General features: G+C 60.7%; 30 protein-coding genes and 1 tRNA gene. 20 read left to right on the top strand and 11 right to left on the bottom strand.

Going from position 1 to position 26,660, the window contains the following annotated elements:
• Window positions 1–85: 85 nt before the first annotated feature.
• Window positions 86–703, top strand: a complete 618-nt coding sequence (locus CAF73_RS22345) for a TPM domain-containing protein (RefSeq protein WP_085700545.1) — start codon at window positions 86–88, stop codon at window positions 701–703.
• Window positions 704–793: 90 nt separating this feature from the next.
• The gene (locus CAF73_RS22340) at window positions 794–2,026 is read left to right on the top strand and encodes an SAM-dependent methyltransferase (protein WP_085703846.1); all 1,233 of its coding nucleotides are present in this window, start codon (window positions 794–796) and stop codon (window positions 2,024–2,026) included.
• On the opposite strand, the gene CAF73_RS22335 is transcribed toward CAF73_RS22340, so the two are convergent.
• Window positions 2,016–2,930, bottom strand: a complete 915-nt coding sequence (locus CAF73_RS22335) for a DMT family transporter (protein WP_085703845.1) — start codon at window positions 2,928–2,930, stop codon at window positions 2,016–2,018. The genes CAF73_RS22340 and CAF73_RS22335 overlap by 11 nt on opposite strands.
• Window positions 2,931–3,099: 169 nt before the next feature.
• Between CAF73_RS22335 and CAF73_RS22330 the strand changes: the two genes are divergently transcribed.
• Both CAF73_RS22330 and CAF73_RS22325 read left to right on the top strand, forming a co-directional pair.
• The gene (locus CAF73_RS22330; protein ID WP_007957909.1) at window positions 3,100–3,681 is read left to right on the top strand and encodes a DJ-1/PfpI family protein; all 582 of its coding nucleotides are present in this window, start codon (window positions 3,100–3,102) and stop codon (window positions 3,679–3,681) included.
• A 22-nt stretch (window positions 3,682–3,703) separates the two neighbouring features.
• Window positions 3,704–4,048, top strand: a complete 345-nt coding sequence (locus CAF73_RS22325) for a YegP family protein (RefSeq protein WP_085703844.1) — start codon at window positions 3,704–3,706, stop codon at window positions 4,046–4,048.
• Window positions 4,049–4,105: 57 nt separating this feature from the next.
• On the opposite strand, the gene CAF73_RS22320 is transcribed toward CAF73_RS22325, so the two are convergent.
• Both CAF73_RS22320 and CAF73_RS22315 read right to left on the bottom strand, forming a co-directional pair.
• Entirely contained in the window at window positions 4,106–4,987 is an 882-nt protein-coding gene (locus tag CAF73_RS22320) for a dihydrodipicolinate synthase family protein (protein WP_085703843.1), read from the bottom strand.
• 26 nt (window positions 4,988–5,013) lie between these two features.
• Complete coding sequence (locus CAF73_RS22315) at window positions 5,014–5,796, bottom strand: aldolase (RefSeq protein ID WP_007957912.1); 783 nt, start codon at window positions 5,794–5,796, stop codon at window positions 5,014–5,016.
• Between the two features lie 108 nt (window positions 5,797–5,904).
• Here CAF73_RS22315 and CAF73_RS22310 point away from each other — a divergent pair, with 108 nt between their 5' ends.
• Window positions 5,905–6,447 (top strand): helix-turn-helix domain-containing protein, encoded by a 543-nt coding sequence (locus CAF73_RS22310; RefSeq protein ID WP_085700550.1) that lies wholly within the window; start codon window positions 5,905–5,907, stop codon window positions 6,445–6,447.
• Here the strand turns inward: CAF73_RS22310 and CAF73_RS22305 are convergent, their stop codons facing one another.
• Window positions 6,448–7,467, bottom strand: a complete 1,020-nt coding sequence (locus CAF73_RS22305; protein ID WP_085700551.1) for a DUF4917 family protein — start codon at window positions 7,465–7,467, stop codon at window positions 6,448–6,450.
• Between the two features lie 155 nt (window positions 7,468–7,622).
• On the opposite strand from CAF73_RS22305, the gene yiaY reads away from it, so the two are divergent.
• Window positions 7,623–8,771: an L-threonine dehydrogenase gene (gene yiaY, locus CAF73_RS22300; RefSeq protein ID WP_085700552.1), complete on the top strand. Its 1,149-nt coding sequence runs from the start codon at window positions 7,623–7,625 to the stop codon at window positions 8,769–8,771.
• Here the strand turns inward: yiaY and CAF73_RS22295 are convergent.
• On the bottom strand, window positions 8,710–10,026 hold the full coding sequence (locus CAF73_RS22295) for an aminotransferase class I/II-fold pyridoxal phosphate-dependent enzyme (protein ID WP_371918978.1): 1,317 nt from the start codon (window positions 10,024–10,026) through the stop codon (window positions 8,710–8,712). The two genes, yiaY and CAF73_RS22295, sit on opposite strands and share 62 nt — an antisense overlap.
• Window positions 10,027–10,266: 240 nt before the next feature.
• Between CAF73_RS22295 and CAF73_RS22290 the strand changes: the two genes are divergently transcribed.
• From CAF73_RS22290 to CAF73_RS22275, 4 genes are all read left to right on the top strand, one after another.
• Window positions 10,267–11,175, top strand: coding sequence for a LysR family transcriptional regulator (locus tag CAF73_RS22290; protein ID WP_085703841.1), 909 nt, complete (start codon window positions 10,267–10,269; stop codon window positions 11,173–11,175).
• A 103-nt stretch (window positions 11,176–11,278) separates the two neighbouring features.
• Window positions 11,279–12,472, top strand: coding sequence for a CaiB/BaiF CoA-transferase family protein (locus CAF73_RS22285; RefSeq protein WP_085703840.1), 1,194 nt, complete (start codon window positions 11,279–11,281; stop codon window positions 12,470–12,472).
• Window positions 12,469–13,395, top strand: coding sequence for a hydroxymethylglutaryl-CoA lyase (locus tag CAF73_RS22280; protein WP_085703839.1), 927 nt, complete (start codon window positions 12,469–12,471; stop codon window positions 13,393–13,395). Before CAF73_RS22285 ends, CAF73_RS22280 begins: the two co-directional genes overlap by 4 nt.
• A gap of 81 nt (window positions 13,396–13,476) precedes the next feature.
• Window positions 13,477–14,808, top strand: a complete 1,332-nt coding sequence (locus tag CAF73_RS22275; protein ID WP_085700558.1) for an MFS transporter — start codon at window positions 13,477–13,479, stop codon at window positions 14,806–14,808.
• 34 nt (window positions 14,809–14,842) lie between these two features.
• On the opposite strand, the gene CAF73_RS22270 is transcribed toward CAF73_RS22275, so the two are convergent.
• Window positions 14,843–15,331 carry a DMT family transporter gene (locus CAF73_RS22270; protein ID WP_085700559.1) on the bottom strand — a complete coding sequence of 163 codons (489 nt, stop codon included), beginning with the start codon at window positions 15,329–15,331 and terminating at the stop codon, window positions 14,843–14,845.
• A 78-nt stretch (window positions 15,332–15,409) separates the two neighbouring features.
• On the opposite strand from CAF73_RS22270, the gene CAF73_RS22265 reads away from it, so the two are divergent.
• The 8 genes from CAF73_RS22265 to CAF73_RS22230 all read left to right on the top strand — a co-directional run bounded on the left by CAF73_RS22265 (window position 15,410) and on the right by CAF73_RS22230 (window position 21,227).
• Entirely contained in the window at window positions 15,410–16,321 is a 912-nt protein-coding gene (locus CAF73_RS22265) for a LysR family transcriptional regulator (protein ID WP_170929778.1), read from the top strand.
• A gap of 20 nt (window positions 16,322–16,341) precedes the next feature.
• On the top strand, window positions 16,342–17,076 hold the full coding sequence (locus tag CAF73_RS22260) for a hypothetical protein (RefSeq protein WP_085703838.1): 735 nt from the start codon (window positions 16,342–16,344) through the stop codon (window positions 17,074–17,076).
• A 35-nt stretch (window positions 17,077–17,111) separates the two neighbouring features.
• Window positions 17,112–17,831, top strand: coding sequence for a hypothetical protein (locus CAF73_RS22255; protein ID WP_085703837.1), 720 nt, complete (start codon window positions 17,112–17,114; stop codon window positions 17,829–17,831).
• Window positions 17,832–17,834: 3 nt separating this feature from the next.
• On the top strand, window positions 17,835–18,251 hold the full coding sequence (gene fos / locus CAF73_RS22250; RefSeq protein ID WP_085703836.1) for a fosfomycin resistance glutathione transferase: 417 nt from the start codon (window positions 17,835–17,837) through the stop codon (window positions 18,249–18,251).
• A 60-nt stretch (window positions 18,252–18,311) separates the two neighbouring features.
• Complete coding sequence (locus CAF73_RS22245) at window positions 18,312–18,950, top strand: LysE family translocator (protein ID WP_085703835.1); 639 nt, start codon at window positions 18,312–18,314, stop codon at window positions 18,948–18,950.
• A gap of 77 nt (window positions 18,951–19,027) precedes the next feature.
• Window positions 19,028–20,377, top strand: a complete 1,350-nt coding sequence (locus CAF73_RS22240) for a bifunctional diguanylate cyclase/phosphodiesterase (RefSeq protein WP_085700565.1) — start codon at window positions 19,028–19,030, stop codon at window positions 20,375–20,377.
• Window positions 20,378–20,495: 118 nt separating this feature from the next.
• A complete protein-coding gene (locus tag CAF73_RS22235; protein ID WP_077045875.1) occupies window positions 20,496–20,651 on the top strand; it encodes a KGG domain-containing protein in 156 nt (51 codons plus the stop codon).
• A gap of 75 nt (window positions 20,652–20,726) precedes the next feature.
• Window positions 20,727–21,227, top strand: coding sequence for a DUF4142 domain-containing protein (locus CAF73_RS22230; protein WP_085700566.1), 501 nt, complete (start codon window positions 20,727–20,729; stop codon window positions 21,225–21,227).
• A 46-nt stretch (window positions 21,228–21,273) separates the two neighbouring features.
• Here CAF73_RS22230 and CAF73_RS22225 read toward each other — a convergent pair whose 3' ends face one another.
• Window positions 21,274–21,684 carry a low affinity iron permease family protein gene (locus CAF73_RS22225; protein ID WP_085700567.1) on the bottom strand — a complete coding sequence of 137 codons (411 nt, stop codon included), beginning with the start codon at window positions 21,682–21,684 and terminating at the stop codon, window positions 21,274–21,276.
• Window positions 21,685–21,898: 214 nt separating this feature from the next.
• On the opposite strand from CAF73_RS22225, the gene tam reads away from it, so the two are divergent.
• Entirely contained in the window at window positions 21,899–22,669 is a 771-nt protein-coding gene (tam, locus tag CAF73_RS22220; RefSeq protein WP_085700568.1) for a trans-aconitate 2-methyltransferase, read from the top strand.
• Window positions 22,670–22,710: 41 nt separating this feature from the next.
• On the opposite strand, the gene CAF73_RS22215 is transcribed toward tam, so the two are convergent.
• Entirely contained in the window at window positions 22,711–23,439 is a 729-nt protein-coding gene (locus CAF73_RS22215; protein WP_085703834.1) for a bifunctional 2-polyprenyl-6-hydroxyphenol methylase/3-demethylubiquinol 3-O-methyltransferase UbiG, read from the bottom strand.
• A gap of 520 nt (window positions 23,440–23,959) precedes the next feature.
• Between CAF73_RS22215 and CAF73_RS22210 the strand changes: the two genes are divergently transcribed.
• Window positions 23,960–24,328, top strand: coding sequence for a DUF6124 family protein (locus tag CAF73_RS22210; protein WP_085700570.1), 369 nt, complete (start codon window positions 23,960–23,962; stop codon window positions 24,326–24,328).
• A gap of 80 nt (window positions 24,329–24,408) precedes the next feature.
• Here CAF73_RS22210 and CAF73_RS22205 read toward each other — a convergent pair whose 3' ends face one another.
• The 3 genes from CAF73_RS22205 to CAF73_RS22195 all read right to left on the bottom strand — a co-directional run bounded on the left by CAF73_RS22205 (window position 24,409) and on the right by CAF73_RS22195 (window position 26,529).
• The gene (locus CAF73_RS22205; RefSeq protein WP_085700571.1) at window positions 24,409–25,668 is read right to left on the bottom strand and encodes a type II toxin-antitoxin system HipA family toxin; all 1,260 of its coding nucleotides are present in this window, start codon (window positions 25,666–25,668) and stop codon (window positions 24,409–24,411) included.
• Complete coding sequence (locus CAF73_RS22200) at window positions 25,661–25,978, bottom strand: helix-turn-helix transcriptional regulator (protein WP_064384151.1); 318 nt, start codon at window positions 25,976–25,978, stop codon at window positions 25,661–25,663. Before CAF73_RS22200 ends, CAF73_RS22205 begins: the two co-directional genes overlap by 8 nt.
• 477 nt (window positions 25,979–26,455) lie before the next feature.
• Window positions 26,456–26,529 (bottom strand) — tRNA-Gly (locus tag CAF73_RS22195).
• Between the last annotated feature and the right edge of the window lie 131 nt (window positions 26,530–26,660).

Below are 26,660 nucleotides of genomic sequence, written 5' to 3'. Positions count from 1 at the left end.
GGCTTCAGCGGCGGCGGTGGCAGTTTCGGCGGGGGCGGGTCCTCCGGCGGCTGGTGATAACAATAATGAGCAGGCACTTCACGACATGGCATTACTGACTGAACACGAACAACGCAAGGTCGCCGAGGCCATCGCCCGGGTCGAGCGCGACACCGACGCCGAACTGGTGACGGTGCTCGCGGCCCGTGCCGACGACTACGCGTACATCCCGCTGCTCTGGGCCAGCCTGCTGGCGCTGATTGTGCCGGGGATCGTGCATTACCTGACCGGCTGGCTGACGATGCACAGCCTGTTGCTGGTGCAGTGGGGCATTTTCATCGTGCTGTGCCTGTTGTTTCGCTTGCCGACAATCACCACACATCTGGTGCCACGCCGTGTCCGGCACTGGCGCGCGTCGAACCTGGCGCGGCGGCAGTTTCTCGAACAGAACCTGCACCACACGGTGGGCAGCACCGGCATGCTGATTTTTGTCTGCGAGGCGGAGCGGTATGTGGAGATCCTGGTGGATGAAGGGATTTCCAGAAAACTGGACAACAAAAGCTGGGATTCGATTGTCGCGGCGTTTACCGAACAGGTCCGGCAAGGGCAGACGTTGCAGGGGTTTGTTACCTGTATCGAGGCGTGCGGGGAATTGCTCAAGGTGCATGTGCCGGTGACGCAGGTTCGCAATGAATTGCCCAATCGGCTGGTGGTGCTGGGGTAAACCGTTCGGGAAATTAGCCGTGCCCTTGAGCGCCATCCCCCCTAAACTAGCGGCCATTCCCGATTTGCCCGTCCGAGGCCGCTTTTTCCCATGTCCGTTACCGCTCCCTCCGCATCTGCCAAACCGGCGCCCGATCATCACGCCCGGTTCATCGAGCTGCTGCAAACCAGCCTCGAACAGAACGGCTTTATCAAACTGGTGCTGGCCAGGTACGTCGGCGAAGAAGCGGATCTGCAGCGGATCATCATCAAACCGGTGACGGTCAAGGCGCAGCCGTGCCTGTCGTTCGTTTATCGCTACAAGACCCGCGACATCACCAAGAACCTGCCGCTGGACGAAGCGGTGGCGACGATTGCCGGGCTGCTGCCGACGGCGTTCAAGAATGCGCATTTACTGACGCTGACTGACGAAGCCCAGCTCGAATACAGCAAAAAGGGCAAGAGCTCGCTGTTCATGAGCAAACCCCAGCAATTGCGCGAAGTGCCGTCCGCCGAGCATAACCGTGAGAAAAACCGCTTCCTCGATCTGAACCGGCCATTCCTCAAGGATCTGGGCGTGACCAATGCGCAGCACGAGCTGATCCCGGCGATGTCGCGCAAGTGGAAGCAGATCAACAAGTTCATCGAAGTCTTCAGCCATGCGCTGACCTCGTCGCCGCTGGCCCTGGACAAACCGGTGCGGGTGGCGGATTTCGGTTCGGGCAAGGGTTACCTGACGTTCGCCATTCACGACTACCTGCGCAACACCCTGAAGGCCGAGGGCGAAGTCACCGGCGTCGAGCTGCGTGAAGAAATGGTCAACCTGTGCAACACCGCCGCCGCGAAGCTGGAACACCCGGGGCTGGTGTTCAAATGCGGCGATGTGCGCAGCGTGGCGCCGAGCGAACTGGACGTGATGATCGCCCTGCATGCCTGCGACATCGCCACCGACTACGCGATCCACACCGGCATTCGTTCCGGCGCCTCGATCATCATGTGCTCGCCGTGCTGCCACAAACAGATCCGCTTGCAGATCCAGAGCCCGGCGTTGCTCAAGCCGATGCTGCAATACGGTTTACATCTGGGCCAACAGGCGGAAATGGTCACAGACAGCTTGCGTGCGCTGTTCCTCGAAGCCTGCGGTTACGAGACCAAGGTGTTCGAGTTCATCTCCCTGGACCACACCAACAAGAACAAGATGATTCTGGCGGTCAAGCGCGCCGAGCCGGTGGACCCGACTCAGCTGCTGGTGAAGATTCAGGAGTTGAAGGCGTTCTACCAGATCAGCGAGCACTGCCTCGAAACCCTGCTGCTCGCTGATGGCCTGCTGAAGCTCAAGGCTTGAGCTGAACCCCGGCGGGTAACGTGCCCGGTTGAGCCGGGCGCACCGCGGCCTTGCGCCCGAGCATCACCGTCGCGATCACCCCGCAGGCGAACAGCCAGGTGATCGGCTCCACGTGTTCGCCAAAGAACAGCGCGGAAAACGCGATAGTGAAGAAAATCTGCAACAACTGGATCTGACTGACCCGGGCAATGCCACCCATGGCCAGCCCGGCGTACCAGGCGAAGAACCCCAGGAACTGCGAAAACAGTGCGACGTAACCGAACGCCCACCAGGTTTTCGCCGACACCGCGCCCTGATGCTGCAACGCCAGGTACAGCACCGGGCCGATCAGCAACGGTGTCGACAGCACCAGCGCCCAGCAGATCACCTGCCAGCCGCCCATCTCCCGGGCCAGACGCCCGCCCTCGGCGTATCCCAGACCGCCCACCGCAATCGCACCGAGCATCAATAAGTCTCCGGCCTGAATGCTGCCGGCGCCGGTGTACAACGCATAACCCAGCACCAGCGCACTGCCCAGCGCGGCGGAAGCCCAGAAGGCTTTCGACGGTCGTTCATGGGACAGCCACGCCGCGTAAAGCGCCACGCACAGCGGCTGCAAGCCGTTGACCAGCGCACCGTGGGACGCCGGCAAGGTCTGCATGGCCCATGCCGACAGCACCGGGAAACCGAGAATCACCCCGGCGATCACCAGGCTCAGGCCTTTGACCTGCTTCCAGGTCGGCCACTTCTCCCGTCGCCACAACAACAGCGCCGCTGCCGGAATCGCCGCAAACAACGCGCGGCCCAGGCCGTTGAGCAGCGGGTGCAGTTCCTGCACCACGATGCGGGTGAAGGGCAGGGTAAGGCTGAAAATCACCACGCCGAGCAGGCCGAGGGCCATGCCGGTGTTTTCGCGCGAAGACATGAGGGCAAACCGATTCAAAGGTGGCAGGGAGGTGCTTTCATCTAGCCACAATCCACGGCAATCGGGCTGTTACAGCTGAGCGCAGAGTTATCCATACAGTTTGCGAACGCCATCGCGGTCCTTGGACTACTGTGAATATTCCTGTGCATTCACCAGAGGAGTCCTGCCCATGGCCGCGAAAAAGATTCTGATGCTGGTCGGCGATTACGTCGAAGACTACGAAGTGATGGTGCCGTTCCAGGCCCTGCAAATGGTCGGTCACACCGTCCACGCGGTGTGCCCGGACAAGGCCGCCGGCAAGACCGTGCGCACCGCGATTCATGACTTCGAAGGCGATCAGACCTACAGCGAGAAGCCCGGTCACCAGTTCGCCCTGAATTTCGATTTCGCCAAGGTCGACGCCAAGGACTACGACGCGTTGCTGGTGCCCGGTGGTCGTGCGCCGGAATACCTGCGGCTGAATGAAAAGGTCCTGGAACTGGTGCGGGCCTTCGACAAGGCCGGCAAACCGATTGCCGCTGTCTGTCACGGCGCGCAACTGCTGGCGGCGGCGGGGATTCTCGAAGGGCGGGAGTGCAGCGCCTACCCGGCCTGTGCCCCGGAAGTGCGGTTGGCCGGCGGCACCTACATCGACATCCCGGTCACGGACGGCCACGTCCAGGGCAACCTGGCGACCGCGCCCGCCTGGCCGGCGCATCCGAAATGGCTGGCGGGTTTCCTCGGGCTGCTTGGAACCAAAATCACCCTGTGACCCATCGATAAGGAGAAACACCATGTCCGGATGGTATGAGTTGAGCAAAAGCAGCAACGGCCAGTACAAGTTCGTACTGAAAGCGGCGAATGCCGAAACCATTCTGACCAGCGAGCTGTACACCAGCCGCACGGCCGCCGAAAGCGGCATTGCCTCGGTGCAGGCCAACAGCCCGTTGGACGAGCGTTACGAGAAAAAAGCGACGAAGGACGGCCATCCCTACTTCAACCTCAAGGCGGCCAATCACCAGATCATCGGCAGCAGCGAATCCTATTCATCGGACGCGGCGTGCGCCAAAGGCATCGCCAGCGTCAAGGCCAACGGGCCGACGAAGGTGATCAAGGACAAAACCCTGCCGGTGCTTTGAATCCAGCACAAAACCCTGTGGGAGCCTGGCTCCCACAGGTGGGTGTGCGGCTCGAAATCAGCTCAGGCTTTTGAGAATGGCTTGCAACTGATGACACCCGGCCTCGCTCAGCGGGAACACCGGCAAACGCGGATCGCCGGCTTCCAGATCGGTCAGGCGCAGACCGGCCTTGATCGTCGCTGGCAAGCCACCCTTGAGGATGAAGTCCAGCAGCGGCAACTGGCGGTAGAACAACTCACGCGCCTTGCCCAGATCCCCCGCCAGCGTGGCTTCGTACAAATCCAGGTTGAGCTGCGCAATCAGGTTCGGTGCCGCCGTGCACCAGCCGCTGGCCCCGGCGACGAAGGCTTCCAGCGCCAGCGGGTTGCAGCCGTTGTAGAACGGCACCCGGCCTTCGCCGAGCAGTTGCAGCTTGTGCATGCGCTGGATGTCGCCGGTGCTCTCCTTGACCATGGTCACGTTTTCCACGCCATTGACGATGCGCAGGATCAGCTCCACCGACATGTCGGTGCCGCTGGTGGCCGGGTTGTTGTAGAGCATGATCGGCACGCCGATGCTGTCGCCGATGGCGCGGTAGTGGGCCAGGATTTCCGCTTCGCCGAGCTTCCAGTAAGAGGTCGGCAGCACCATCACCACGTCGGCGCCGTGGGCTTCGGCGAAACGTGCGCGGCGCACCGCTTTGGCGGTGGTCAGGTCGGACACGCTGACCACGGTCGGCACGCGTTTGGCCACGTGCGTGATGCTGAACTCGGCGACCTGATCCCACTCCGCATCGCTCAGGTAGGCGCCTTCGCCGGTGCTGCCCAGTGGCGCGATGGCGTGGACGCCACCAGCAATCAGACGATCAATTGAGCGGCCGAGGGCCGGCAGGTCGACGCCTTCGCCGTTGGCGCCGAACGGGGTGATGGTGTAGCCGATGATGCCGTGAATGTTGGACATGGGAGTGCTCCGCAAGGATGAGGTGTTCAGTTCAGGCAATCGGCGTGCTGACGCAGGTTCTGCCGGGCGTAGTAGTTGAAGGCTGCGGCGTGGCGTTTGGGTTTCGAGACCCAGTCATGCGCCTCGCGACCCAGCTCGGGGATGATCGGCTTGATCGTCCCGGCGGCCATCGCCAGCAGTTGCAGTTTGGCGGCGCGCTCGATCAATTGGGCGATGACACAGGCTTCCTCGATGGTCGTGCCGGTGGACAGCTGACCGTGATGGGAAAGCAGGATCGCCCGCTTGTCACCCAGCGCCCCGGCAATCAATTCGCCTTCTTCGTTGCCCACCGGCACGCCCGGCCAGCCTTCAAGGAACGCGCAATCGTCGTACAGCGGGCACAGGTCCATGTGGGAAATCTGCAGCGGCACTTCCAGCATCGACAGCGCGGCAATGTGCGTCGGGTGAGTGTGGATGATGCAGTTCACGTCCGGCCGGGCGCGGTACACCCAGCTGTGGAAGCGGTTGGCCGGATTGGCCATGCCGTGGCCTTCGAGCACTTCCAGGTCTTCGTTGACCAGCAGCAGATTGCTTGCGGTGATTTCATCGAAACCCAGGCCCAGTTGCTGCGTGTAGTAAGTGCCTGGCTGCGGGCCACGGGCGGTGATCTGCCCGGCGAGGCCCGAATCGTGGCCGTTCTCGAACAGGATCCGGCAGGTCAGGGCCAGCTTTTGCCGGTCTGTCCACGTATTATCCGCCAGGCTTTTTTGCATCTGGGTCAGCGCTTGCTTGACCAGTTCGTCTTTGGGTAGTGCTAATGTCTTCGCCATATCCGTGTCCTGTGGTGGTTGCCATGGATGACACTTAAGAGGCTATATGACACTTTGTGTCATTAGCAAGGACAAATCGTCTTTCCTTTGCTGGAATAATCGCTTCGCATGTCTATCCGTTTGAAATTATTGAGAAAAAAACTCGGCGTAACCCTTGAGGCGCTGGCCGAGAAATCCGGCATGACCAAGAGTTACCTGTCTAAGGTCGAGCGCGGCTTGAACACGCCGTCGATTGCCGCCGCGCTGAAACTGGCCAAGGCGCTGAACGTGAAAGTCGAGGAATTGTTCTCCGAAGACAACGTCAGCCTCGACAGCTACAGCCTGGTGCGCAGCCACGAACGCCAGTCGCTGGCGGCCAACGACCACAGCCCAGGTTATGCGGTGCTGGCCCATCAGGTCAGCGAGCGCAGCCTGCTGCCGTTCATCATTTACCCGCCGAGCGAATTCACCGACAAAACCTTCAAGGAACACTTGGGCGAGGAGTTTCTGTTCGTCCACGAAGGCCAGGTCGAAGTCGACTTCGTGAACGAAAGGGTTGTACTGGAGCGGGGCGATGCGCTGCACTTCAATGCACAGAAACCCCATCGCATCCGCTCGGTGGGCGAGGTGCAGGCGCAGTTGCTGGTGGTGGTGCACAGCAGCGAGGAATGATCAGTCCTCGACCGGCACTGACAGCTTCGGGTTGCCCAGGGCATGGGACTTCGAATCAAAGAACCGCAGTTCCACGCCGGTTCCGTCGAACACCTTCGCGTAATGCCGTTTCTGGTGCTGGATGAACGCCGCGCTGCGCGGGTAGATCGAGATCGCCACGGTCTTCGGTTTCGCCAGACGCAGGGCGCGCACAAGGTGGCTGTCCTGTTCGCCGAGGGCATGGCCGAAGATGCACAGGCTGCCGCCGTGACCGAGTAACTGGTCGTAGCAGAACGACAGGTAATCGGAACTGCGGATGGTCTTGAGCTTGTCGGCGCTCGGCCCTTCGTTGACGAACAGTGGCACGTCGTCGAGCGTCTTGAGCGTGTTGTTGATCGCGAAATTGCCGAGCAGCGTGCCCTCGGTGGCGGTCAGCTTGCGGGCGGTGCCGTCCTGGTTGCGCACCAGGTGCAGGCCGCCGTGCAGGTACAGCAGGCGCGGTTTTTCAGTGTGGCTGGCGCACAGATCGAAACTCGCATCGGGGCCGTTGAACAGGTCGTCGATCGCCTCGCCCTGATGTTGCAGGGCCCAATAATTGAGCAAGTCGTAATTGGTGGTGAACACCGTGCGATAACTTGCCAGTTCACTGTTCAGCGTCGCCAGGGTCGAGGCTTCGATCAGCCGCCACGGGATGTGTACCGCGTGCACGGTATTGATCAGCGCTTCCTTGATCGCGTAGTAGCGGTTGCGCGGCGCGGCCGAGCTGACGGCCAGCGCCTTGTTGACCCGACTGGTGGTTTTCAGCGCGCCGAGTACCTGCTCGAAACTGCGCGTCTGCATCGCGTCGAACACGCTCAGTTCCGACGGGCTCAACGGTTTTTCTTCCACCGTGCGGGCGTTTTCGAACAGCGAGTCGTAGCCGAAGTCGTCCCACACCGCGCGACTGGCGCCATTGCCCAGCAGCAGACCGCTGAAGTCGGTGGTGGCGCGCAACGCGTTCCAGTCTTCGAGGGTGGCGTCGACATCCAGAAAATCAGTCATTGCAGGGCACGTCTCAAAACAAAGGGGCAGATGGACGGCGACTTTATCACGAGCGGGCATTGAGCCAGATCAACATCCGCCGTGACCGATCAGTCGATCCTGTGTGCACCCGCCGGATCGCAGAAGTCGATTTGGTCCCTGTCAGGAGACGCGCCATGAGCAGCACCTTTTTCATTCCAGCAGTCAACATCATGGGCAGCGGCTGCCTCGACGAAGCCATGCTTGCGATCCGCAATTACGGTTTTCGCAAGGCGCTGATCGTCACCGACGCCGGGCTGGCCAAGGCCGGCGTGGCGACGATGATCGCCGAGAAACTGGCGATGCAGGACATCGATTCAGTGATCTTCGACGGCGCCAAACCCAACCCGAGCATCGCCAACGTCGAGGCGGGGCTGGCGCTGCTCAAGAACAGCCGCTGCGATTTCGTGGTGTCGCTGGGCGGCGGCTCGCCCCACGACTGCGCCAAGGGCATCGCGTTGTGCGCGACCAACGGCGGGCAGATCCGCGACTACGAAGGCGTCGATCAGTCGACCAAGCCGCAACTGCCGCTGATCGCCATCAACACCACCGCCGGCACCGCCAGCGAGATGACCCGGTTCTGCATCATCACCGACGAAACCCGCCACGTGAAAATGGCCATCGTCGACCGCAACGTCACGCCGCTGCTGTCGGTCAACGACCCGGCGCTGATGGTCGCCATGCCGAAAGGCCTGACCGCCGCCACCGGCATGGACGCGCTGACCCATGCGATCGAAGCCTACGTCTCCACCGCTGCCAACCCGATCACCGATGCCTGCGCACTGAAGGCCATGACTTTGATCAGCAACAACCTGCGCCTGGCCGTGCGTGACGGCAGCGATCTGGCCGCGCGGGAAAACATGGCCTACGCGCAGTTCCTCGCGGGCATGGCGTTCAACAATGCCTCGCTCGGCTATGTGCACGCGATGGCGCACCAGTTGGGCGGTTTCTACGATCTGCCTCACGGCGTGTGCAACGCGGTGTTGTTGCCGCATGTGCAGACGTTCAACGCGCTGGTCTGTGCCGATCGCCTCACCGACGTAGCCCACGCCATGGGGGCCGACATTCGTGGTTTCAGTCCGGAGGAGGGTGCAAAAGCCGCGATTGATGCGATCCGTTGCCTGGCCAGAGACGTCGAGATACCCGGCGGCCTGCGCGATCTGGGCGCCAAGTGCACCGACATTCCGGTACTCGCCGCCAACGCCCTGAAAGACGCCTGCGGCTTCACCAATCCGCGCGCTGCGGATCAACGGCAGATCGAGGAGATTTTCCGCAGTGCGTTTTAAGCGGACTGGCGATCGGGTGTGAACCTCGTGGGTCGCGATGACCGCTGTGAGTCAGTAACAGTCCGGTGATCAAATCACAGAACTGGTGGATCAGGGTCGATTCCATGTCGGCGCGCAGGGTCACGCGGATCGCGGCTTTACCTTGCGCCACCGCCGGGAAAAACACCGCGCTGGTGAAAAAGCCGTGTTCGGCCAGTTCAATGGCAATTCGAGTGGCCAGGGCAGCCTCGCCGCAGTTGATCAAACGGATGGCCATGGGGCTGCCGTGCTGTTCGGTGCTCACCAGACTGTCGACCAGGCGAATATTGGTCTGGAGCCGAATCTGCAACGCACGCAGCTCTGCACTGCGATGCAGCTGGATCGAGGCAAGGCCCGTACCGATGGCCGCGCGATTGAGGCTTTGCGACCCGTTGCTCGGCCCGCCGTAACGCTGAATCAGTTTCCTCTGCCGCTCATTGCCGAGCATCACCAGGCCGCCGCTGGCCCCGAACGATTTGGCCAGTGACGCGACGATCAGGCAGTCCTCATCCAGCGTCGGCATTCTTGGCCGTACAAGACCGGCACCGTTGCTACCCACCGCCGACAACGCGTGGGAGTCATCGAGATAAAGAAACAGGCCGTAACGCTCTTTCAGGTACAGCAGGCCGTCCAGATTGGCCACGCCGCCCATGCTGTAGGCACCATCGCCAACGAAGGCGACGGTTGAATGACGCTGGCACACCGACTCGAGAAAATCCATGTCGTTGTGTGGGCAGGTCAATACCTGGATTTCATCGGCGCAACTGGCCTTCAGGTGATTCATCGAATAGTGAGCCATACGATCGAACACCATCACCGGCGGGCGGTTGTGTGTAAACACACCGCTGGCCAATAACGGCAGGATCCCGGCACTGGCGGCGCTGCAGGACAGAGTGCTCAGACACACGGCGCCAAACAATTGCGACAGCTCGCTTTCGTATCGGTCGAGCAGCGCCAGTTTGCAGCGGTTTTTCGAATTGGCTACGCGCAGTGTGCCGGTTTCCCGTAACGCCGCGATGGCACCTTCGAGCAGGGCAGGGTGGTGATCGAGACCCAGATAGGACGTGGTGCAGAAATGATGGAACTGGCGCCCGTGCTGATCGAGCAAGTGGTTGCAGCCTTTGACTTCGACGTTGAGGGCGGCGATTTTTCCGGCTTCGGCAGCCTCCCGGTCGTGGTCGGCCAGCGCGATGACTTTGCGATAGTGGGGGAAAGTGTGGGCGGTGGTATCGGGCAGATTGTTCAAAGCAGCTCTCCTTGAGCATGGCAATCCATGGGGTGTTTCAATTTGTGTGTGTTGCCAGACTTTACAGAGGGCGATGCGGGGTCAGAATCGGCTGTATCCGATAGCCTTGAGCGTTGTTTGAGTTTTTTTTGTAGGGGAATGTAACCCTTGGTTGTAGGGCAATTGACTGCCTGCATCGAGAGCAACGCGGTTATCCTGCCGGGGTCCGCGAACCCTGTTAACGAGTGCCTCATGTTGCAGAAAAACCTGACCCGCCGCCTCGACCTGATCACCCTGCAATTGTTCGTCGCCGTGCACGAGGAAGGCACGCTGACCCGTGCCGCGTCCCGCGAGGCGATTGCCGTGTCGGCGGCGAGCAAGCGCTTGATGGAGCTGGAGGAAGCGCTGGGGATCAGCCTGTTCGTGCGTCAGGCGAAAGGCATGACCCTGACCCCGGCCGGCGAAACCCTGTTGCACCACGCCCGGCGGATGTTGTTCAACGTCGAGAAAATGGGCCTGGAACTGGGCGAGCACAGCCACGGTGTACGCGGCTATGTACGAATGCTGGCGAACCTGTCGGCGATCATTGAATTTCTCCCCGAGGACCTGCGTGACTTCGCCGCGCAACACCCGCAGGTCAAGACCGACCTCGAAGAACGGCCCAGTGCCGGAGTGATTCAGGGTGTGCTCGATGGCGTGGCGGATCTGGGTATCTGCTCCAGCGACAGTGATATCAAAGGCCTGCACAGCGTGTGCTATCGCCGGGACAAACTGGTGGTGGTGATGCTGCCCGAGCATCCGCTGGCGGTGCGTGAATCCATGGCGTTCAGCGAAACCCTCGACAGCGATTACGTCGGCCTGCATGCCGCCAGTTCGATCAACATGCGCACCCACGCCGCCGCGCGGCAGGCCGGCAAGGTGCTGCGCATACGCATTCATGTGCCGGGTTTCGACGCGGTGTGCCGGATGGTGCAGGCCAACATGGGCATCGGCATCCTGCCGCAGCGGGCGTATGAATTATTTGGTCGGGCGCTGGGGTTGCAAGCGGTGCCGCTGACCGATGGCTGGTCGGATCGCGACCTTATCGTGGTGGTGCGTGACGAGGCCGGGTTGTCGCCCGTGAGCCGGATCCTGTTCGAGCAATTGCGCGCAGCCGGCTGAGCGTTCGCGTTTGGCGAACGCCCGTTGCCGAGTGACGGCTGGATTGCAGTCATGACGTTCCTCTAGCCTTGGCCGCAATTCCAAGAACAAGAGGTACCCCGCGATGACTGCCCCTCTGAGTGCGATCAAAGTGATCGAAATCGGCACCCTGATTGCTGCGCCGTTTGCCGCGCGCATGCTCGCCGAATTCGGCGCCGAGGTGATCAAGATCGAAGCCATGGGTCAGGGCGACCCGCTGCGCAAATGGCGCAAGCTGCACGAAGGAACGTCGCTGTGGTGGTACCTGCAATCGCGCAACAAGAAATCCCTGGCGCTCAATCTGAAATCCGGTGAAGGCATCGAACTGGTCAAGCAACTGGCCCGTGATGCCGATGTGATCATCGAAAACCTGCGCCCCGGCGCCCTGGAAAAACTCGGCCTGGGCTGGGACGTGCTGCACGCGCTCAATCCCGACCTGACCCTGGTGCGCATTTCCGGCTATGGCCAGACCGGCCCTTACCGCGACCGCCCCGGCTTCGGTGCGATCGGCGAGGCCATGGGCGGCATTCGCTACACCACCGGCACCCCCGGTTCGCCACCGGCGCGAGTCGGTGTCAGCCTCGGCGATTCGCTGGCTTCGCTGCACGCGGTGATCGGCGCGCTGATGTCGCTGCTGCGGGTCAAGACCGGGCAGGGCGGCGGGCAGGTTGTCGACGTGTCACTGGCCGAAAGCGTGTTCAACGTCATGGAAAGTCTGGTGCCGGAATACGACATGCTCGGCCATGTCCGCGAACGCAGCGGCGGCGCGTTGCCGGGCATCGCACCCTCCAACACCTACCTCACGGCCGATGGCGCCTACGTGGTGATCGCCGGTAACAGCGATCCGATCTACAAGCGCCTGATGCAGGTGATCGGTCGGGATGATCTGGCCGACGCCGAAGAGTTCGCCCACAACGACGGCCGCGCCGCGAAGAGCGGTCTGCTCGACGCCGCCATTACCCACTGGACCAGCAGCCTGCCGATCAATGATGTACTGGCGGCGCTGGAAGCCGCCGAAGTGCCGGCCGGCCGCATCTATTCGGTGGCCGATATTGTTGCCGATCCGCACTATCAGGCCCGGGACATGTTGCTCGACGCCGAACTGCCCGGCGGGGCGAGCGTGAAGATGCCGGGCATCGTGCCCAAACTTTCGGAAACCCCCGGCGGGGTGAACTGGTCGGGCCCCGGCCTTGGTCAGCACACCGACGGCATTCTCGCAGGTCTCGGTCTGACCGCCTCGGACATCGAACGCCTGAAAAGCCAGGGGGTGGTGCAATGATCAGCGATTACTCGCAGACCCTGATCGTCCAGGAAGTCTCGCCCCGGGACGGCCTGCAAATCGAACCGACCTGGGTCGAAACCGAAGACAAGATCGCCCTGATCGATCAGCTGTCACAGGCAGGATTCAGCCGCATCGAGGCCGGCTCGTTCGTCTCGCCGAAAGCGATCCCGGCCCTGCGTGATGGCGAGCAGGTGTTCAAGGGCATTGAGCGTCAGCCGGGGGTGATTTACGTCGCGCTGATTCCCAACCTCAAGGGCGCGCAACGGGCGCTGGAGTCCGGCGCCGATGAACTGAACCTGGTGATGTCCGCCAGCCAGACCCACAACCTGGCGAACATGCGCATGCGTTGCGAAGCTTCGCTGGCGGCGTTCGGCGAAATCGTGAGTTTCGCCAGCGGCTCGGGCGTGCGGCTCAACGGCAGTGTCGCGACGACCTTCGGTTGCCCGTTCGAAGGCGCGATCGACGAAGACCGTGTATTGCAAATTGTCGAGGCCTATCAGGCGCTCGGCATTCAGGGCATCACCCTGGCCGACACCACCGGCATGGCCAATCCGCGACAGGTCGATCGACTGGTGCGACGGGTATTGCAGCGCGTTTCGGCGGCGGACCTGACCCTGCATTTCCACAACACCCGAGGCCTGGGTCTGTGCAATGTACTGGCGGCTTACGAAGCAGGTGCCCGGCGTTTCGACGCGGCGTTGGGCGGGCTCGGCGGCTGTCCGTTTGCACCGGGTGCGTCGGGCAATATTTGCACCGAAGACCTGGTGAACCTCTGCGATGAAGTCGGCATTCCCACCGGCATCGATCTGCCGCTGCTGCTGAAACTGTCCCGTGGTTTGCCCGCGCTGCTGGGCCACGAAGTGCCGGGGCAACTGGCCAAGGCCGGACGCAATTGCGATCTGCACCCGATCCCCACCTGATTTCACACGCTCACCGACTCACCTGAACCAGACAACAACAACAATCGGACGCCCACCGGCAGTCCGCCTGGAGAAAAAACTATGAGCCTCAATGTTATGGAGGCGGGCGCGAGCCCGTCCGTCGATCACGACGCCGAAAAAGCCCTGGTCAGCAAGGTCGCCTGGCGCCTGATGCCGTTGATCATGGTTTGCTACCTGTTCGCCTTCTTCGACCGCATCAACATCAGCTTCGCCAAGTTTCAGTTGCAGGCCGACCTGAGCCTGAGTGACACCGCCTACGGTCTCGGTGCCGGTCTGTTCGTGGTCGGTTACGTGCTGTTCGAAGTGCCGAGCAACATGATGCTGTACAAGGTCGGCGCGCGGCGCTGGATCGCCCGGATCATGATGTCCTGGGGCGTGGCGACGGCGCTGATGGTGTTCGTCACCAGCGAATGGCAGTTCTACGTGCTGCGCTTTCTGATCGGGGCGATGGAGGCCGGTTTCGCCCCCGGCGTGCTGTATTACCTGACGCTGTGGTTCCCGCAGCACTTCCGTGGCCGCATCACTTCGATGCTGTTCCTGGCCTCGGCGTTTGCCGGACTGGTCGGCGCGCCGTTCTCCGGACTGGTACTGGAACACCTCGACGGCGTGCTGCAAATGCGCGGCTGGCACTGGTTGTTCCTGCTTGGCGGTGTGCCTTGCGTCGGTCTGGGTTTTCTGGTGCTGACCTTGCTCAAGGACCGCATCGAGGACGCTCACTGGCTGACCCCGGATGAGAAAAAACTGTTGGCCAGCCGCATCGCCCATCACGAACCGCACAAGAGCGGCGGTTCGTTGCTGGCGGCGCTGAAGATTCCGGGTTTCCTGACGCTGGGGCTGATCTACTTCCTGATCCAGGTCGCGTCCTACGGCCTGAATTTCTGGGCTCCGCAACTGATCCGCAGTGCCGGCACCGAAAGCCCGGTGATGATCGGTCTGCTGACCTCGATTCCATACGTTTGCGGTGCGATCAGCATGGTGGTGATCGGTCGTCTGTCAGATGCCACGGGGGAGCGGCGCAAGTTTGTCGCGGGGCTGGTGGTTGTCGGCGCCATCGGCTTCTTCAGTGCGGGGATTTTCGCCAGCCACACCACGTTCCTGATCGTCGCCCTTGGATTGCTGGGCGCCGGGATCATCGCGTCGATTCCGAGTTTCTGGACCCTGCCACCGAAGTTGCTGGCCGGCGCTGGAGCCGGTGCGGCGGGCGGGATTGCGGTGATCAACACCCTGGGGCAGTTCGGCGGCATCGTCAGCCCGGTAATGGTCGGCCGGATCAGGGATCTGACCGGCAGCACCACACCGGCGTTGTATGTCATCGGCGTGGCGGCGCTGATCGCGGCGGCGTTGCTGTTGTGGGGCTTGCCGCAGAAGCTGCGCACGCTGGACAAGTACTGAGATCACGGGCTGGTCGTTCTTGTAACGCGAACGATCAGCTCGCCGCTGACAGGGACCTGGCAGCCGAGTCACCAAACTGAATCAGCACCACTCCAGCCATCAACAACACCGCGCCGAACAGGCGCGGCAAGGTCAGATGTTTCTCCACCAATCCGAACAGGCCAAAGTGATCCAGCACGATTGACGTGATCATTTGCCCGGCCAAGGCCAGCGCCAGAAATCCCGACGCCCCCAACTTTGGCAGCAACACCACCGCCAATGCGACAAAGCACACCCCGAACGCGCCACCGGTCCACATCCAAAACGGCAGCTTGCTGGCGAGGGCCAGCGACGGCAACGGCAGGCGCAGCGCGACAATCACTGGCAACAACACCAGCACGCTCACCACAAGCGAGGTGAGCGTTGCCCACAGCGGATGCCCCAACCCCCGCGCCAGATTGATGTTGATCGCACTCTGAAACGGCACCACAGCACCGGCGAATACCGCCAATAAAAGCAATCCGACCCACTGCATCGTCCCCATGATCGTTCTCCTGCAAGGTTTTGCTGGACTCTAGGGTATTCGTCGCGCAGATTTAAATTCTGTTTTGATATCCGGAACATGCATCGAATGAATGATCTGCGCCGCATCGATCTCAACCTGCTGGTGATTCTGGACGCGTTGCTGAGCGAGCAACATGTGACCCGCGCTGCCGAGCGTCTGCACCTGAGTCAACCGGCGGTCAGCCACGCGTTGGCGCGCTTGCGCGACTTGCTCGGTGATCCATTGCTGGTGCGTGCCGGTTCGGGGCTGGTGCCCACTGCGCGAGCGCTGGAGCTGGCGGCACCGCTGGCAGAAACCCTGGCTCAGGTGCAATCGTTGCTGGCGCCGAATACCTTTGATCCGGCCAGCGCCCGTCGGACCTTTCGCCTTGCGATGTCGGACTACGGCGCGGCGATCATCCTGCCCGGACTGATTCGCACCTTGCGCGCGAAAGCGCCGGGTATCGATCTGCAAATCAGTCACGCCAGCCGCGAAGGCATGGTCGAAGGTCTGCTCAACGGCGACATCGATCTCGCTGCCGGTGTACTCCCGGAACTGCCCGGTGAACTGCGTAGCACGCCGTTGTTCGAGGAACGCTACGTCTGCCTTCTGGATCGCCATAGCCTTCCCGCCGGAGGTGTTCTCGACCTGCCAACCTATCTCTCCCGTCCCCATGTCCTGCTGGAAATGCGCGGCAGCGGTACCCCGGAAATCGAACGCACCCTGACCGCCCTGCGCGAACGCCGTCGCGTCGCCATCAGCCTGCCGCACTGGAGCGTCGCGCCGCAGTTCATCAGCGGCACGGACCTGATCCTGACCGTGGCCTCGCGGGCGTTGAATGAGGTGCATGACGACTCACTGATCGTCGTGCCGCCACCGTTTGAAATCGCGCCGTTCACGTTTGTCTCGGCGTGGCACAAACGGCGCGGCGGGGATCAGGCGTTGAACTGGTTGAATCGGCGGATTGAGCAGGGGATAGTGCGCGGCTGAAAAATATCAAGGAGCGGGGCGTGACAGTGAAGTCTGGGGTAACGGTGGGGCTGGCGCTGTGTGGGGCGTTGATCGCGGGGCAGGTGTTAGCTGAGTGTGTGCCTGCGCCGGTGACGGGCGCGCGGGATTTTTCAGTGTGTAGGGCGTGGCCCGCTTATCCCGGCTTGACCCTGAATGCGGTTTCGAAATTTGCACCCGATCCGGTGTATGGCAAGGACAATGACGTCGGCAGTTATGACCTTGGGTTGTCGGTAACTACAGATGAATTCAAAACGATTGCCACCTATCACTTGCCCTCTGCATTCATGTCCGATGCGATCGCATTGGAAAGCGTGGAGTTCGATACGGCGCGTTACAAGCTCACTCCCGAGCTTCGGGCTTTTGGCGTTCGTGTGAGATTCAAGGGCTCTTCCCGCGTCAATCCCATGGATCAAGTCCTGTTGTCGCTCTATGTGAAGGAGGGCGACAAGTTGCGTCCGGTGCTGGATCGACTGGTGATGTATGACTACGGTGGCGAGTGGGATGGTGGTTGTGCGGGGGAGCGTTATTACACGGATCGTACTATCGAAATCGGTAAAACCAGTTCGCACGGTTACGCCGACCTGATTGTTAAATCAGTCACTACCGGCCTTGTAGGCGAAGGGCCACCGGACACTTGTGCGTTGAAGACTACGGCCGATAAACCCGTATTGACCACACTTCGGTATGACGGCAAGTCTTACGTCTTGCCTAAAGGTTTCAAAGCCATCGAGTGATACAGAGCCAACGCGACTTATTTCAAGGAAGAACAATGCTCAGCCCAACCCGACTTTTCATCGCCCTAGGCTTTCTGGCCGTTACCACTCAGGCACACGCTGCCTGTCAGGTAAAAAAACTCGACGGCCACTCCCTGTCACGCTGCAAAGTGTGGCCGGCCTTCCCCGACAAGGCGATTTCGGCGAAGTCCACGTTCGTGCCCGATTCCGAAGGTGACCAGGATGGAGTGTTCGACCTGGAACTGTCGCTGCTCAACGCTTCCGACGCCAAACCGCTGGCGACTTATACCAAGCCCGGCGCCTACAACTCTGATGCTACCCGGTTCGATGATCTGAAGATCGATACCGCCCGTTACCGTCTCGCATCGGAGGTTCGCGCGTTCGGTCTGCGCTCGGATTTCTCTGTCCATCTCTCCAGAGCCAATCCCTATGCGAGGACAGACTTGGCGCTGTACGTCCGCGAAGGCGCCAAGCTACGACCTGTACTGGAAGGTCTGGTCATTCGCAAGGAGTTCGGCGAGGGTACGGGGGAGTGCGAAACCAGGGACACGAAAATCCTCAGGACCTTGGAAATCGGCCCATCCAGCCATAATGGCCTCGCTGACCTGATCGTTTCCTCAAGTGGTGTGGTGTACACCTCGACCCAGTCAGGCAAAGAGTGCGTTTCCAAAACCACCGACCTCACTAAAACCCAAATCACCCTGACCTACGACGGCAAGCAATACACCATTCCCGAAGACCTCAGAGGTTACTGACCGATGCTCACCGGCCTCAACCACCTGACCCTCGCCGTCAGCGACCTGGATCGCAGCCTCGCGTTCTACCGCGATGTGCTGAAGCTGCGCGTCGAGGCCATCTGGGACGCCGGTGCCTATCTGTCGCTTCCGGGCCTGTGGTTGTGCCTGTCGCTTGATACGAAGCGCCATCCCGAGCCCGCCGCCGACTACACCCACTACGCCTTCAGCATTGGCGCTGCGGACTTTGCGCTGTTCGTGCAGCAGCTTCGTGCCGCCAACGTGCAGGAGTGGCGCGACAACCGCAGTGAAGGCGCGTCGTTCTACTTCCTCGACCCGGACGGTCACAAGCTCGAAGCCCACGTCGGTGATCTCGCTTCGCGGTTGGCCGCGTGTCGGCAAAAGCCCTACGCGGGCATGCGTTTTTTCAACGAGCCGTGAATATCCACAAACCGCTGGGATAGACTGGCGGCCACGTTTTCCGGGACTTGCAGGTTTTCCATGACTCCATCGTTGCTAATGGCCGTGCTGGCCTCGGGTTTCATCTACGGCATCACGCCGGGGCCGGGTGTGCTGGCGGTGTTCGGCATCGGCGCCGCACGTGGGCGGCGGGCCGGGGCGGGGTTCTTGTGCGGGCATCTGCTGGGCGATGTGATCTGGTGCAGCACCGCGTTGATCGCGATTGTTGGCGCCCGGGAAATCGGCAGCACCGCGTTCGATGTGCTCGGCGTACTCAGCGGCCTGTACCTGTTCTGGCTCGGCTGGCGCGCGGTGCGGACCAAGCGCAGCAACGGCGAACAGCCGCAGGGTGCGGCGCGTCAGCCGTTCTGGCACGGCATCCTGTTCGGGCTGACCAACCCCAAGGCCTACCCGGTGGCAGTGGCGACGTTCACCGCGCTGCTGTCGAGCCGCGCCGAACTGCTCAACTGGTCGATGCTGCCGATGCTGATCGCCTTGAGTTTCCTCGGTGGATTGCTCGCCTACGCTATCCTCATTGGCATCGTCGGGGCGCGGCAGGTGCGTACGCTGTATCAGCGCCACGAACTGGCGATCACCCGGTTGTGCGGGATCATGTTCATCGGTTTTGCCATCAACGCGCTGGTGCATGCGCTGCCGGGGTTGATGCCGAACGAGGCTTGAAAACAGTCGCAGGGATGCGAGGTCGAGGTCATGGATGGTTGAACAGTGCTGCATTGCCCGGACACCTACGCTGAACCATGGAAAGCCGAAATTCCGCGCCGCTGGCGAGTTACATCGATCTATTGCTGGACGCCGTTTGCGCGGTCGACAAGCAAGGTCGTTTCGTTTTTGTCAGTGCGGCCTGCGAGCGGATTCTCGGTTACACGCCTGACGAACTGATCGGCCAGGCGATGATCGATTACGTCTACCCGGCGGATCGAGAGCGCACCCTGGCCGCCGCCAGCGACATCATGGGCGGCGAACCCAAGCTCAATTTCGAAAACCGCTATGTACGCAAGGACGGCAGCGTCGTGCACATCCTGTGGTCGGCGCGCTGGTCGGAAGTCGATCAACTGCGCATCGCCGTGGCCCGTGACATTACCGAACGCAAACTGGCCGAATCCCGACAGGCGGCGCTGTACGCGATCTCCGAAGCGGCTCATGCGGCGGAGGATCTGCTGGCGCTGTTCAAGCGCATCCACATGATTATTGGCGAGTGGCTGCCGGCGCTGAATTTCTCCGTGGCGCTGTACGACGAACATTGCGCGCAGTTGAACTTTCCCTATCACGTCGACGATAACGAGTTGCAACCGGAGCAACCCGGCACCGTCACCGGGCGCTTGTGTACGGAAGTGATTCGCAGCGGCCAGCCGATCCTCCTGACCCCGGATTGCCCACACGCGCCGCCGGAGTTCGCAGCGCTGGTAGCCGGTCAGCAATCACCGTGCTGGCTCGGCGTGCCGCTGAGTTCGAAAGACCGCACCATCGGCGCGCTGATCGTCAAAAGCCTGCCCGGCGGCGAGCGCTACACCGAGCGCGACAAGGAATTGCTGCAATACGTCTGCGCCCAGGTCGCCACCGCCATCGAACGCCAGCGACTGCACGCTCGTCTGCGGCGCATGGCGCAATACGATCAACTGACCCAATTGCCCAATCGCGAACTGCTGCGCGACCGCCTCAAGGCTGCGCTGAGCCGTGCGCGGGAACAGTCCGGGCACATGGCGCTGCTGTATGTCGATCTGGATCGCTTCAAACAGGTCAACGACACCTTTGGTCATGGGGTCGGTGACATGCTGCTGCAGACGGTGGCCAACCGGCTCAAGGGCTGTGTGCGCGAAACCGACACCGTGGCGCGGATCGGCGGCGACGAATTCGTGGTGCTGTTGCACAGCGTCCACGCCGCCGACGATGCCGACAGCGTGGCGGAAAAAATCCGACAGGTACTGGTGCAACCCATGCGCCTGGACGGGCACAACCTGCACATCGAACCGAGCATTGGCGTGGCCCGTTACCCCGAGCATGGCGACGAGGAACAGCAACTGTTCCGCCACGCCGACCAGGCCATGTACAGCGCCAAGCGCCAGAATCATCGGCGGCTGGACAGCTGATTGGCGGTTCACCGTTCGTCGCGGCAACCGCAACTTTTCTAAACCTTTGGCGGTGAGGAAATTCTCAATCTAGGCGGGCACCTGCTCGCTTACGATCAATGCCAAGAGGTAGAGAATCATGCCTAACTCAAGAAACTCGAACTCGGGAAACTTCGCCAACGATCGAACGAAGGCGTCTGAAGCCGGTCGCAAAGGTGGGAAAACCACCACTACGACTGTCGACAAAGAGCCTAAAACCGACATGGGCCGCAAGCCTGCTCAGAAATCGAAGTAGTCGGCGAAGGTTGTTTTGATTGAGAGGCGGGGGCGCAAGCTCCCGCTTGAATCTGCAAAGAAGGAGGGCGCGACCATGAGCCGGATGGCCACCCGAGTACGCCGCATCAGTTTTGTCAGCCTGTTGGGGTTGTTTGCCAGCAGTGCGTTTGCCCAGTCGCCAGCCGACTTCATCAACGAAGCCTCGGCCAAAGGCATGGCCGACATCGAGGCCAGTCGTCTGGCGCACAGCAAGGCGGAGTCCAAAGAAGTCAAGGATTACACCATCGTCGTCATCAACGACCGCACCACCGCCAACCAGCATCTGGCGAAAATTGCCAGGAAACTGGATCTTCCGGTCGCGCCCCGCGAAGAAGTCGCCGACAAGGCCAAGGCGTTGATGCCGGAGGTCAAAGAGGGCGCGAGCTTCGATCAGGCGTACGCCGCCAGCCAGGTCAAGGCCACTGAAGAAGCCATCGAGCAGATCCAGCAGGAAGCCCAGACCACCGACGTGCCGGAGATCAAGGCGTTTGCCGACGAGACTCTGCCGAAATTGCAGAGTCATCTGGAAATGGCCAAGGCCCTGGCCAGTCGCTAACGCCGAGGTAAAGAAAACGGCGCTCATGGCGCCGTTTTTGTTGTCTTCAACAGTCGTTCAGATTCTGTTTCGGCTTGCTCTTGTCCCCCAGGCCTTCCAGGTCAAACACCTCGTTTTCACCCATTGCCCGGTAATGCCGGCGCAGCGCTTCCAGCTGCTTGAGATCCAGCGACTCCAGCCCGAGCATCGCGTTCTGCGCTTCCTTGGTTACCCGCAGCAACTCATCGAGTTTCAAATGAATGATGTCGGTGTCGCGGTTCTGAGTGTTCTGGATCAGGAACACCATCAGGAACGTGATGATCGTGGTCGAGGTATTGATGATCAGTTGCCAGGTGTCGTTGTAATCGAAAATCGGCCCGCTCAACCCCCAGAGCCCGATCAGAATCAAAGCGCCCATGAACGTCTTCGGGCTACCGGCCCAGAGCGCCAGCGTTTGGGAAACCTTTGCGAATTTCATGACCGTGTTCCTTGTTGGGGGGCTTGAAATTCAGACATCGTGGGCCGTGTGAAAATTCTACTTACAGTTTTCCGAATCCCTGTGCGCACGGACGAGGCCGGCGATCCTCGCGATATCGGACGTAGGTAGGGGAAGGCAGGTCTAAACGATCGCTGTATCGTGACGGCAGCCGCTTTTGCACGTTTCGCCAAAACGTCCACGACAGGAGAACGCAATGACCTGGTCCGCCAAGCAATACGTCACTTTCGAAGATGAACGCACCCGCCCGGCCCGCGATTTGCTGGCGGCGATTCCGACGCCCGAGGCGCGTTCCGTGGTCGACATCGGGTGCGGCCCCGGCAACTCGACTGAGCTTCTGGTAGAGCGTTTTCCGGGGGCGAAAGTGCGGGGGCTCGACAGTTCGCCGGACATGATCGATGCCGCGCGCAAGCGTCTGCCGCAGTTGCAGTTCGAGGTGGCGGACATTGATCAATGGGCGGATGCAGGGCCGTTCGATGTGATTTTTGCCAACGCCGTTTTGCAGTGGGTGCCGGATCACGCGACCTTGTTGCCGGCGCTGGCGGGCAAGTTGGCGCAGGGTGGCAGTCTGGCGATTCAGATGCCGGACAACCTCAACGAGCCGTCCCATCGGTTGATGCGTGAAGTGGCGGCCAACGGGCCGTGGGCCGACAAACTGGCGGGCGCGGCGGGGCAGCGGACCGAGATGGCGGATGCCAGTTCTTATTTTTCGATGCTGCGTCCGCATTGCGCACGGGTCGATGTGTGGCGCACCACGTATCACCATCAGTTGGCGGGCGGGGCTTCGGGCGTTGTCGAGTGGTTCAAGGGCAGCGGTCTGATTCCGTTCCTCAGCCCGCTGGCGGAAGCGGAGCGGGCGGAGTATCTGGCGCACTATCTGGCGGAGGTCGCGAAGGCGTATCCGGCACTGGCGGATGGTTCGGTGCTGTTGCCGTTTCCACGGTTGTTCATTGTCGCCACACGTTGAAATGAAAAAAGGGCCGATTTGATCGGCCCTTTCTTTGGCGGTCAGCGCTGTACGGCGACCAGCATCATCATCGGCCGCTCACGCTCTTCAGCGAGCGTTGGTTGCGCGGCCACTTCGGCATCGCTCGGGCCCCATTCGTCGACGTGTTGAATCGTGAACCCGGCGTCGATCAACGCGTTGAGTAGCGTGCCGACCGTACGATGCTGCTTGATTACGCCGTCGGCCAGCCAGTTGGTCACCCGCTCGCCTTCCATCTGATAACTGTCCAGCGGCCAGCGCTTGTGGCCTTCGCTGTCGATCAGCCAGCCCGGATTGCGCGGCGCCATGAAGATCGGGTGCTCAATGGAAAACACAAAGTGCGCACCGGGTTTAAGCGCCGCGTGCAGTTTGGCGAACAGCCCCGAGAGATCCTTGATGTAGTGCAGCGCCAGCGAGCTGTAGGCCAGATCGTAAGTGCATGCAGGCAAGTCGAGCTGTTCCAGGTCGGCACGTTCGTAGCGGATGTTCGCGGCCGAGGTGGTTTCCTTCGCTCGTGCGAGCATTTTCTCCGAGACATCCAGCCCCAGCACCTCGGCTGCGCCGTGTTCGCTGGCCCAGCGACAGAACCAGCCATAGCCGCAGCCCAGATCCACCACCTGCAAACCGTGCAGGGAGGGCAACAAAGCTTTCAGCGCCGGCCATTCCGGCGCGGCATCGAGGCCGCCGATGGAGCGGTTCATCTGGCTGTAGCCCTGGAAAAATTCGGGGTCGTCGTAGATGTTTTGGGTCATGGGTTTGCTGCTCTTTTGAATTTGATTTGGGTGGCTCGGAGGCCACGGATTTGAATCCCTCGAAACGTGAAGGCGCGTATTCGTCGATGGCCGCGCAGGGGGAGGGTGGTGGGCGATGGGGAAATGCTAGCGGGTCGTGGCGAGCGTGAGAACCAGGGGAATGTTGGGGATCTGTAAACGTGGTTTTTCGATTCGGGATGTTTAAAGAGTGGGTTCCGTTCACTGAACCTTCCCACAAGGTTTTCAGGTTGTCCGTCGGAAGTGCGGGCTCTAGCCTGTGAGGGTCGCTGATGAATCGGCGATCGGGATTGGAACCCCGAGTAGAGTTGACGACGCACAAGCGTTGTTCATGACGTATGCTGCGCACCTTGAATGTGTGCACTCAGTTATGGCGGCTGTGCGCGGGAGACCTTTGTGTCTGTCGGGTTGTCTCTCCCCGGGTTCCAACCCGCGTACAGCTGCCTCCTCTCGCGTGGAACCGAGTGGATCAGCTCAAACCTATACTTTGAGAGATGAAATCATGTTCAAGCCAACACCTAATCCCCCTGAAGTCGAAACCGACCCGACGTCCCCGTATGTCTCTATCGACTGCAGAAAACTCAACGACGCCGCCAACCGCGCCCTCGACCACTACCTCAGCCCAGGCGCCCATGTCATGGGCACGACCAACCAACCCGACCCGATGTACTTCGCCAACCCGGCCTACGACACCGAATCCCTGCTGGCCAACGCCAGCGAATCACTGGGCTCGGCCTCCGAGATGCTCAACAACTTCGCCGCCACCCTCGACCCCGCCCACCGCAGAACAGCGATAGGCATTGCGCAACTGGTGATGCTGGGGGAATTGGCGGTGAATCAGGCGCTGGATCATGTTGAGGTGAAGGACTGATTTGCAGATGTTTTGGCAGGTATAAAAAAACCGGTCATCGCGACCGGTTTTTTCATTTTTGGCGCTTTGGCAGAGCAATCTCAGCGAAGCCGCTCGACGTTTTCATCGATTCGTTTCTGGATAGTCTGCAACGTGTCCTGAGTGATGATGCCGGGGTACATCTTTTCTGCCATCGTCGCGAACTGATCAGCCACCTCGCAGAATCGGGCGATGATGCCGTCGGCCGTTTCAGCCGATACTTCCGCTTCCTCTGCAAGGTCGAGCATGGCTTTTCGTCCGATCTCCAATGCTTCGCCCATGACGTCCATCTGGTGGTATCCGCCGGGACCCTCACAGAAGGTCACATCGTAGGCGGGCGCCAGCGTCCATTGGCCCGATTTAGACATGATGTAGGCGAAGTTCTTGGGGTGGTCATCGCGGTTGTTGAACGCGACGTTGAAGACTACACGCTCAAACGCGAGCGCTTTCTCTCGTACGTCATTGGTGCAGAGATGGGTCGCACGCAAGAAGTTGACGTAGTCCAGCACACCGGCATTCTGGAAGTCGGCGGCAGTGAAGGCCGCGAGACTTTGCATCGGCACGCGTAAGTTGTCTTCGCGATCAAAGCGTTTGGTAGCAAACGCTGCCAGCCCGTTCGGCAGGCTGAAGTACTGAGTGTCAGGTGTGTTTATTCCACACATCCGCAAGCATTCGGCGTAGACCATTTCGATGGCACATACCTCGGGGTGCTCCTGCCGGGCGGGAAACTTGACCAGCCAGGCCTCGAAGCCTGATCTGGCTATGGTGGTAAAGATGCCTGTTCGCGGATCCCGATAGACCAAGGCTTTGGGTCTGGCACCCTGCGGAGATCCACCCACCAGCAACAGCTGTTGCAAGAACTCGCCACCCTCACCCTTGAGGACTTCCTGCACCTCGGCAGCCAGCAGATCAATGGAGACCTCAACTTGCGGCTCCAGCGCCTCGGGTGCTACCGGCTCGAATGACATTGCGCCCATGGCATTGTTGCCGATGTAAGCGAGGCGCTCGAGTGGGCCGATACGTGCGGAATTAAGGCCGCGCCGCTTGAACAATCGATCCATCAGCAGCATGCCCCAGCCATCCGGCAGCGCATCGTAGACCGGTCCAGGTAAACCCAATTGATGGAGCGGAAAGTCCCGCCGTAACTTGGGGCCTTCCAATGGAAGTCTGTACGCCGACAATTCCAGACCTCTGTTCTTTGCCTCGTCGCTGTACTCGAACACGATCAGTGGGCGACCGGTGATAGCCGTCGTGGAAACGAGCGTGCCCCACCGCCAGTGTTCACCCCAGCCATCGTAGTAGACGTCCACTTGTTCAAGCATTTCCTGATTTCCTTTTTATGCGCTGACGCCTGGAGCTGTCTTCGTAACGAAGGATGTCGTCCAGGCTGTCCAGTTTTGGCAAGAACAGGTCTTCGATTTCCTGGACGCGCCCCACAACCATGGCCACTCGAACTACGGTTTCGAAACTGACATTGCGCCCGGCTTCAAGGTTGGCCACCGTATTGGTGCCGACACCTGCGCGAGCAGCCACATCGGCTTGCGTCATCTGCAGGGCTATCCGCTCTGTGCGCAGGCGTTGGCAGAGCCGTTTGACGATCTCGCTTGGTTTGCTGAGGCTTAATTCCAGCATGGTGTGCCTTATGTCGCATAAAGGTCGGTTAATACCCAAAATTATAGAGTTAACCTTCATTGCGTCAAATCAGTTAACTCCATTTTGATATGGGTTATCTGCGATTAATACCGATAAAACACAATAATTCAGAATTAAATTGTCGGTGTTAAAACCGCTTTAGCTTGGCTTTACGTTGAGACTCCATCGAAACCATTCGTATACCCTTGATCGCCTCTGTCCTAGAAGCAGCCGGGGAGGCATGCGGATCTCTCCCTTGAAGCCGAACGCTTCGATAACGAGCGCTCACGACATGAGTGACTGACTGTCAGGAGCGTAAGCGCAGATGGGGGGAATTCAATCAACGTGTTGTTTCTGAATGGTTCAAAGCTGGCTTGCTCGCTACTAAATCCCGGACACAAAAAAACCGGCCATCAAGGCCGGTTTTTTCTGTTTGCGCATCCTTCGTCAAACCACGACGCAGGACATGAATTCGGTTGGAGCGGGTGAAGGGAATCGAACCCTCGTTATCAGCTTGGGAAGCTGGAGTAATGCCATTATACGACACCCGCTCAGAGCGGCTGACTTTGTACCAGACTCGGCCACGGATTTGAAGTTTTCTTTGCACGCGAACTACGGAAAGTCCTGAAACAGAGCCGACATCGGTCAATCGCGGGCAAGCGCTGCGGGCTGGAGGACGGCT

The sequence above is a fragment of the Pseudomonas sp. B15(2017) genome (assembly GCF_002113215.1).
Lineage (GTDB): Bacteria > Pseudomonadota > Gammaproteobacteria > Pseudomonadales > Pseudomonadaceae > Aquipseudomonas.
The sequence above is the reverse complement of the archived record's forward strand: the minus strand, read 5'-3'. Positions and strand labels throughout refer to the sequence as shown.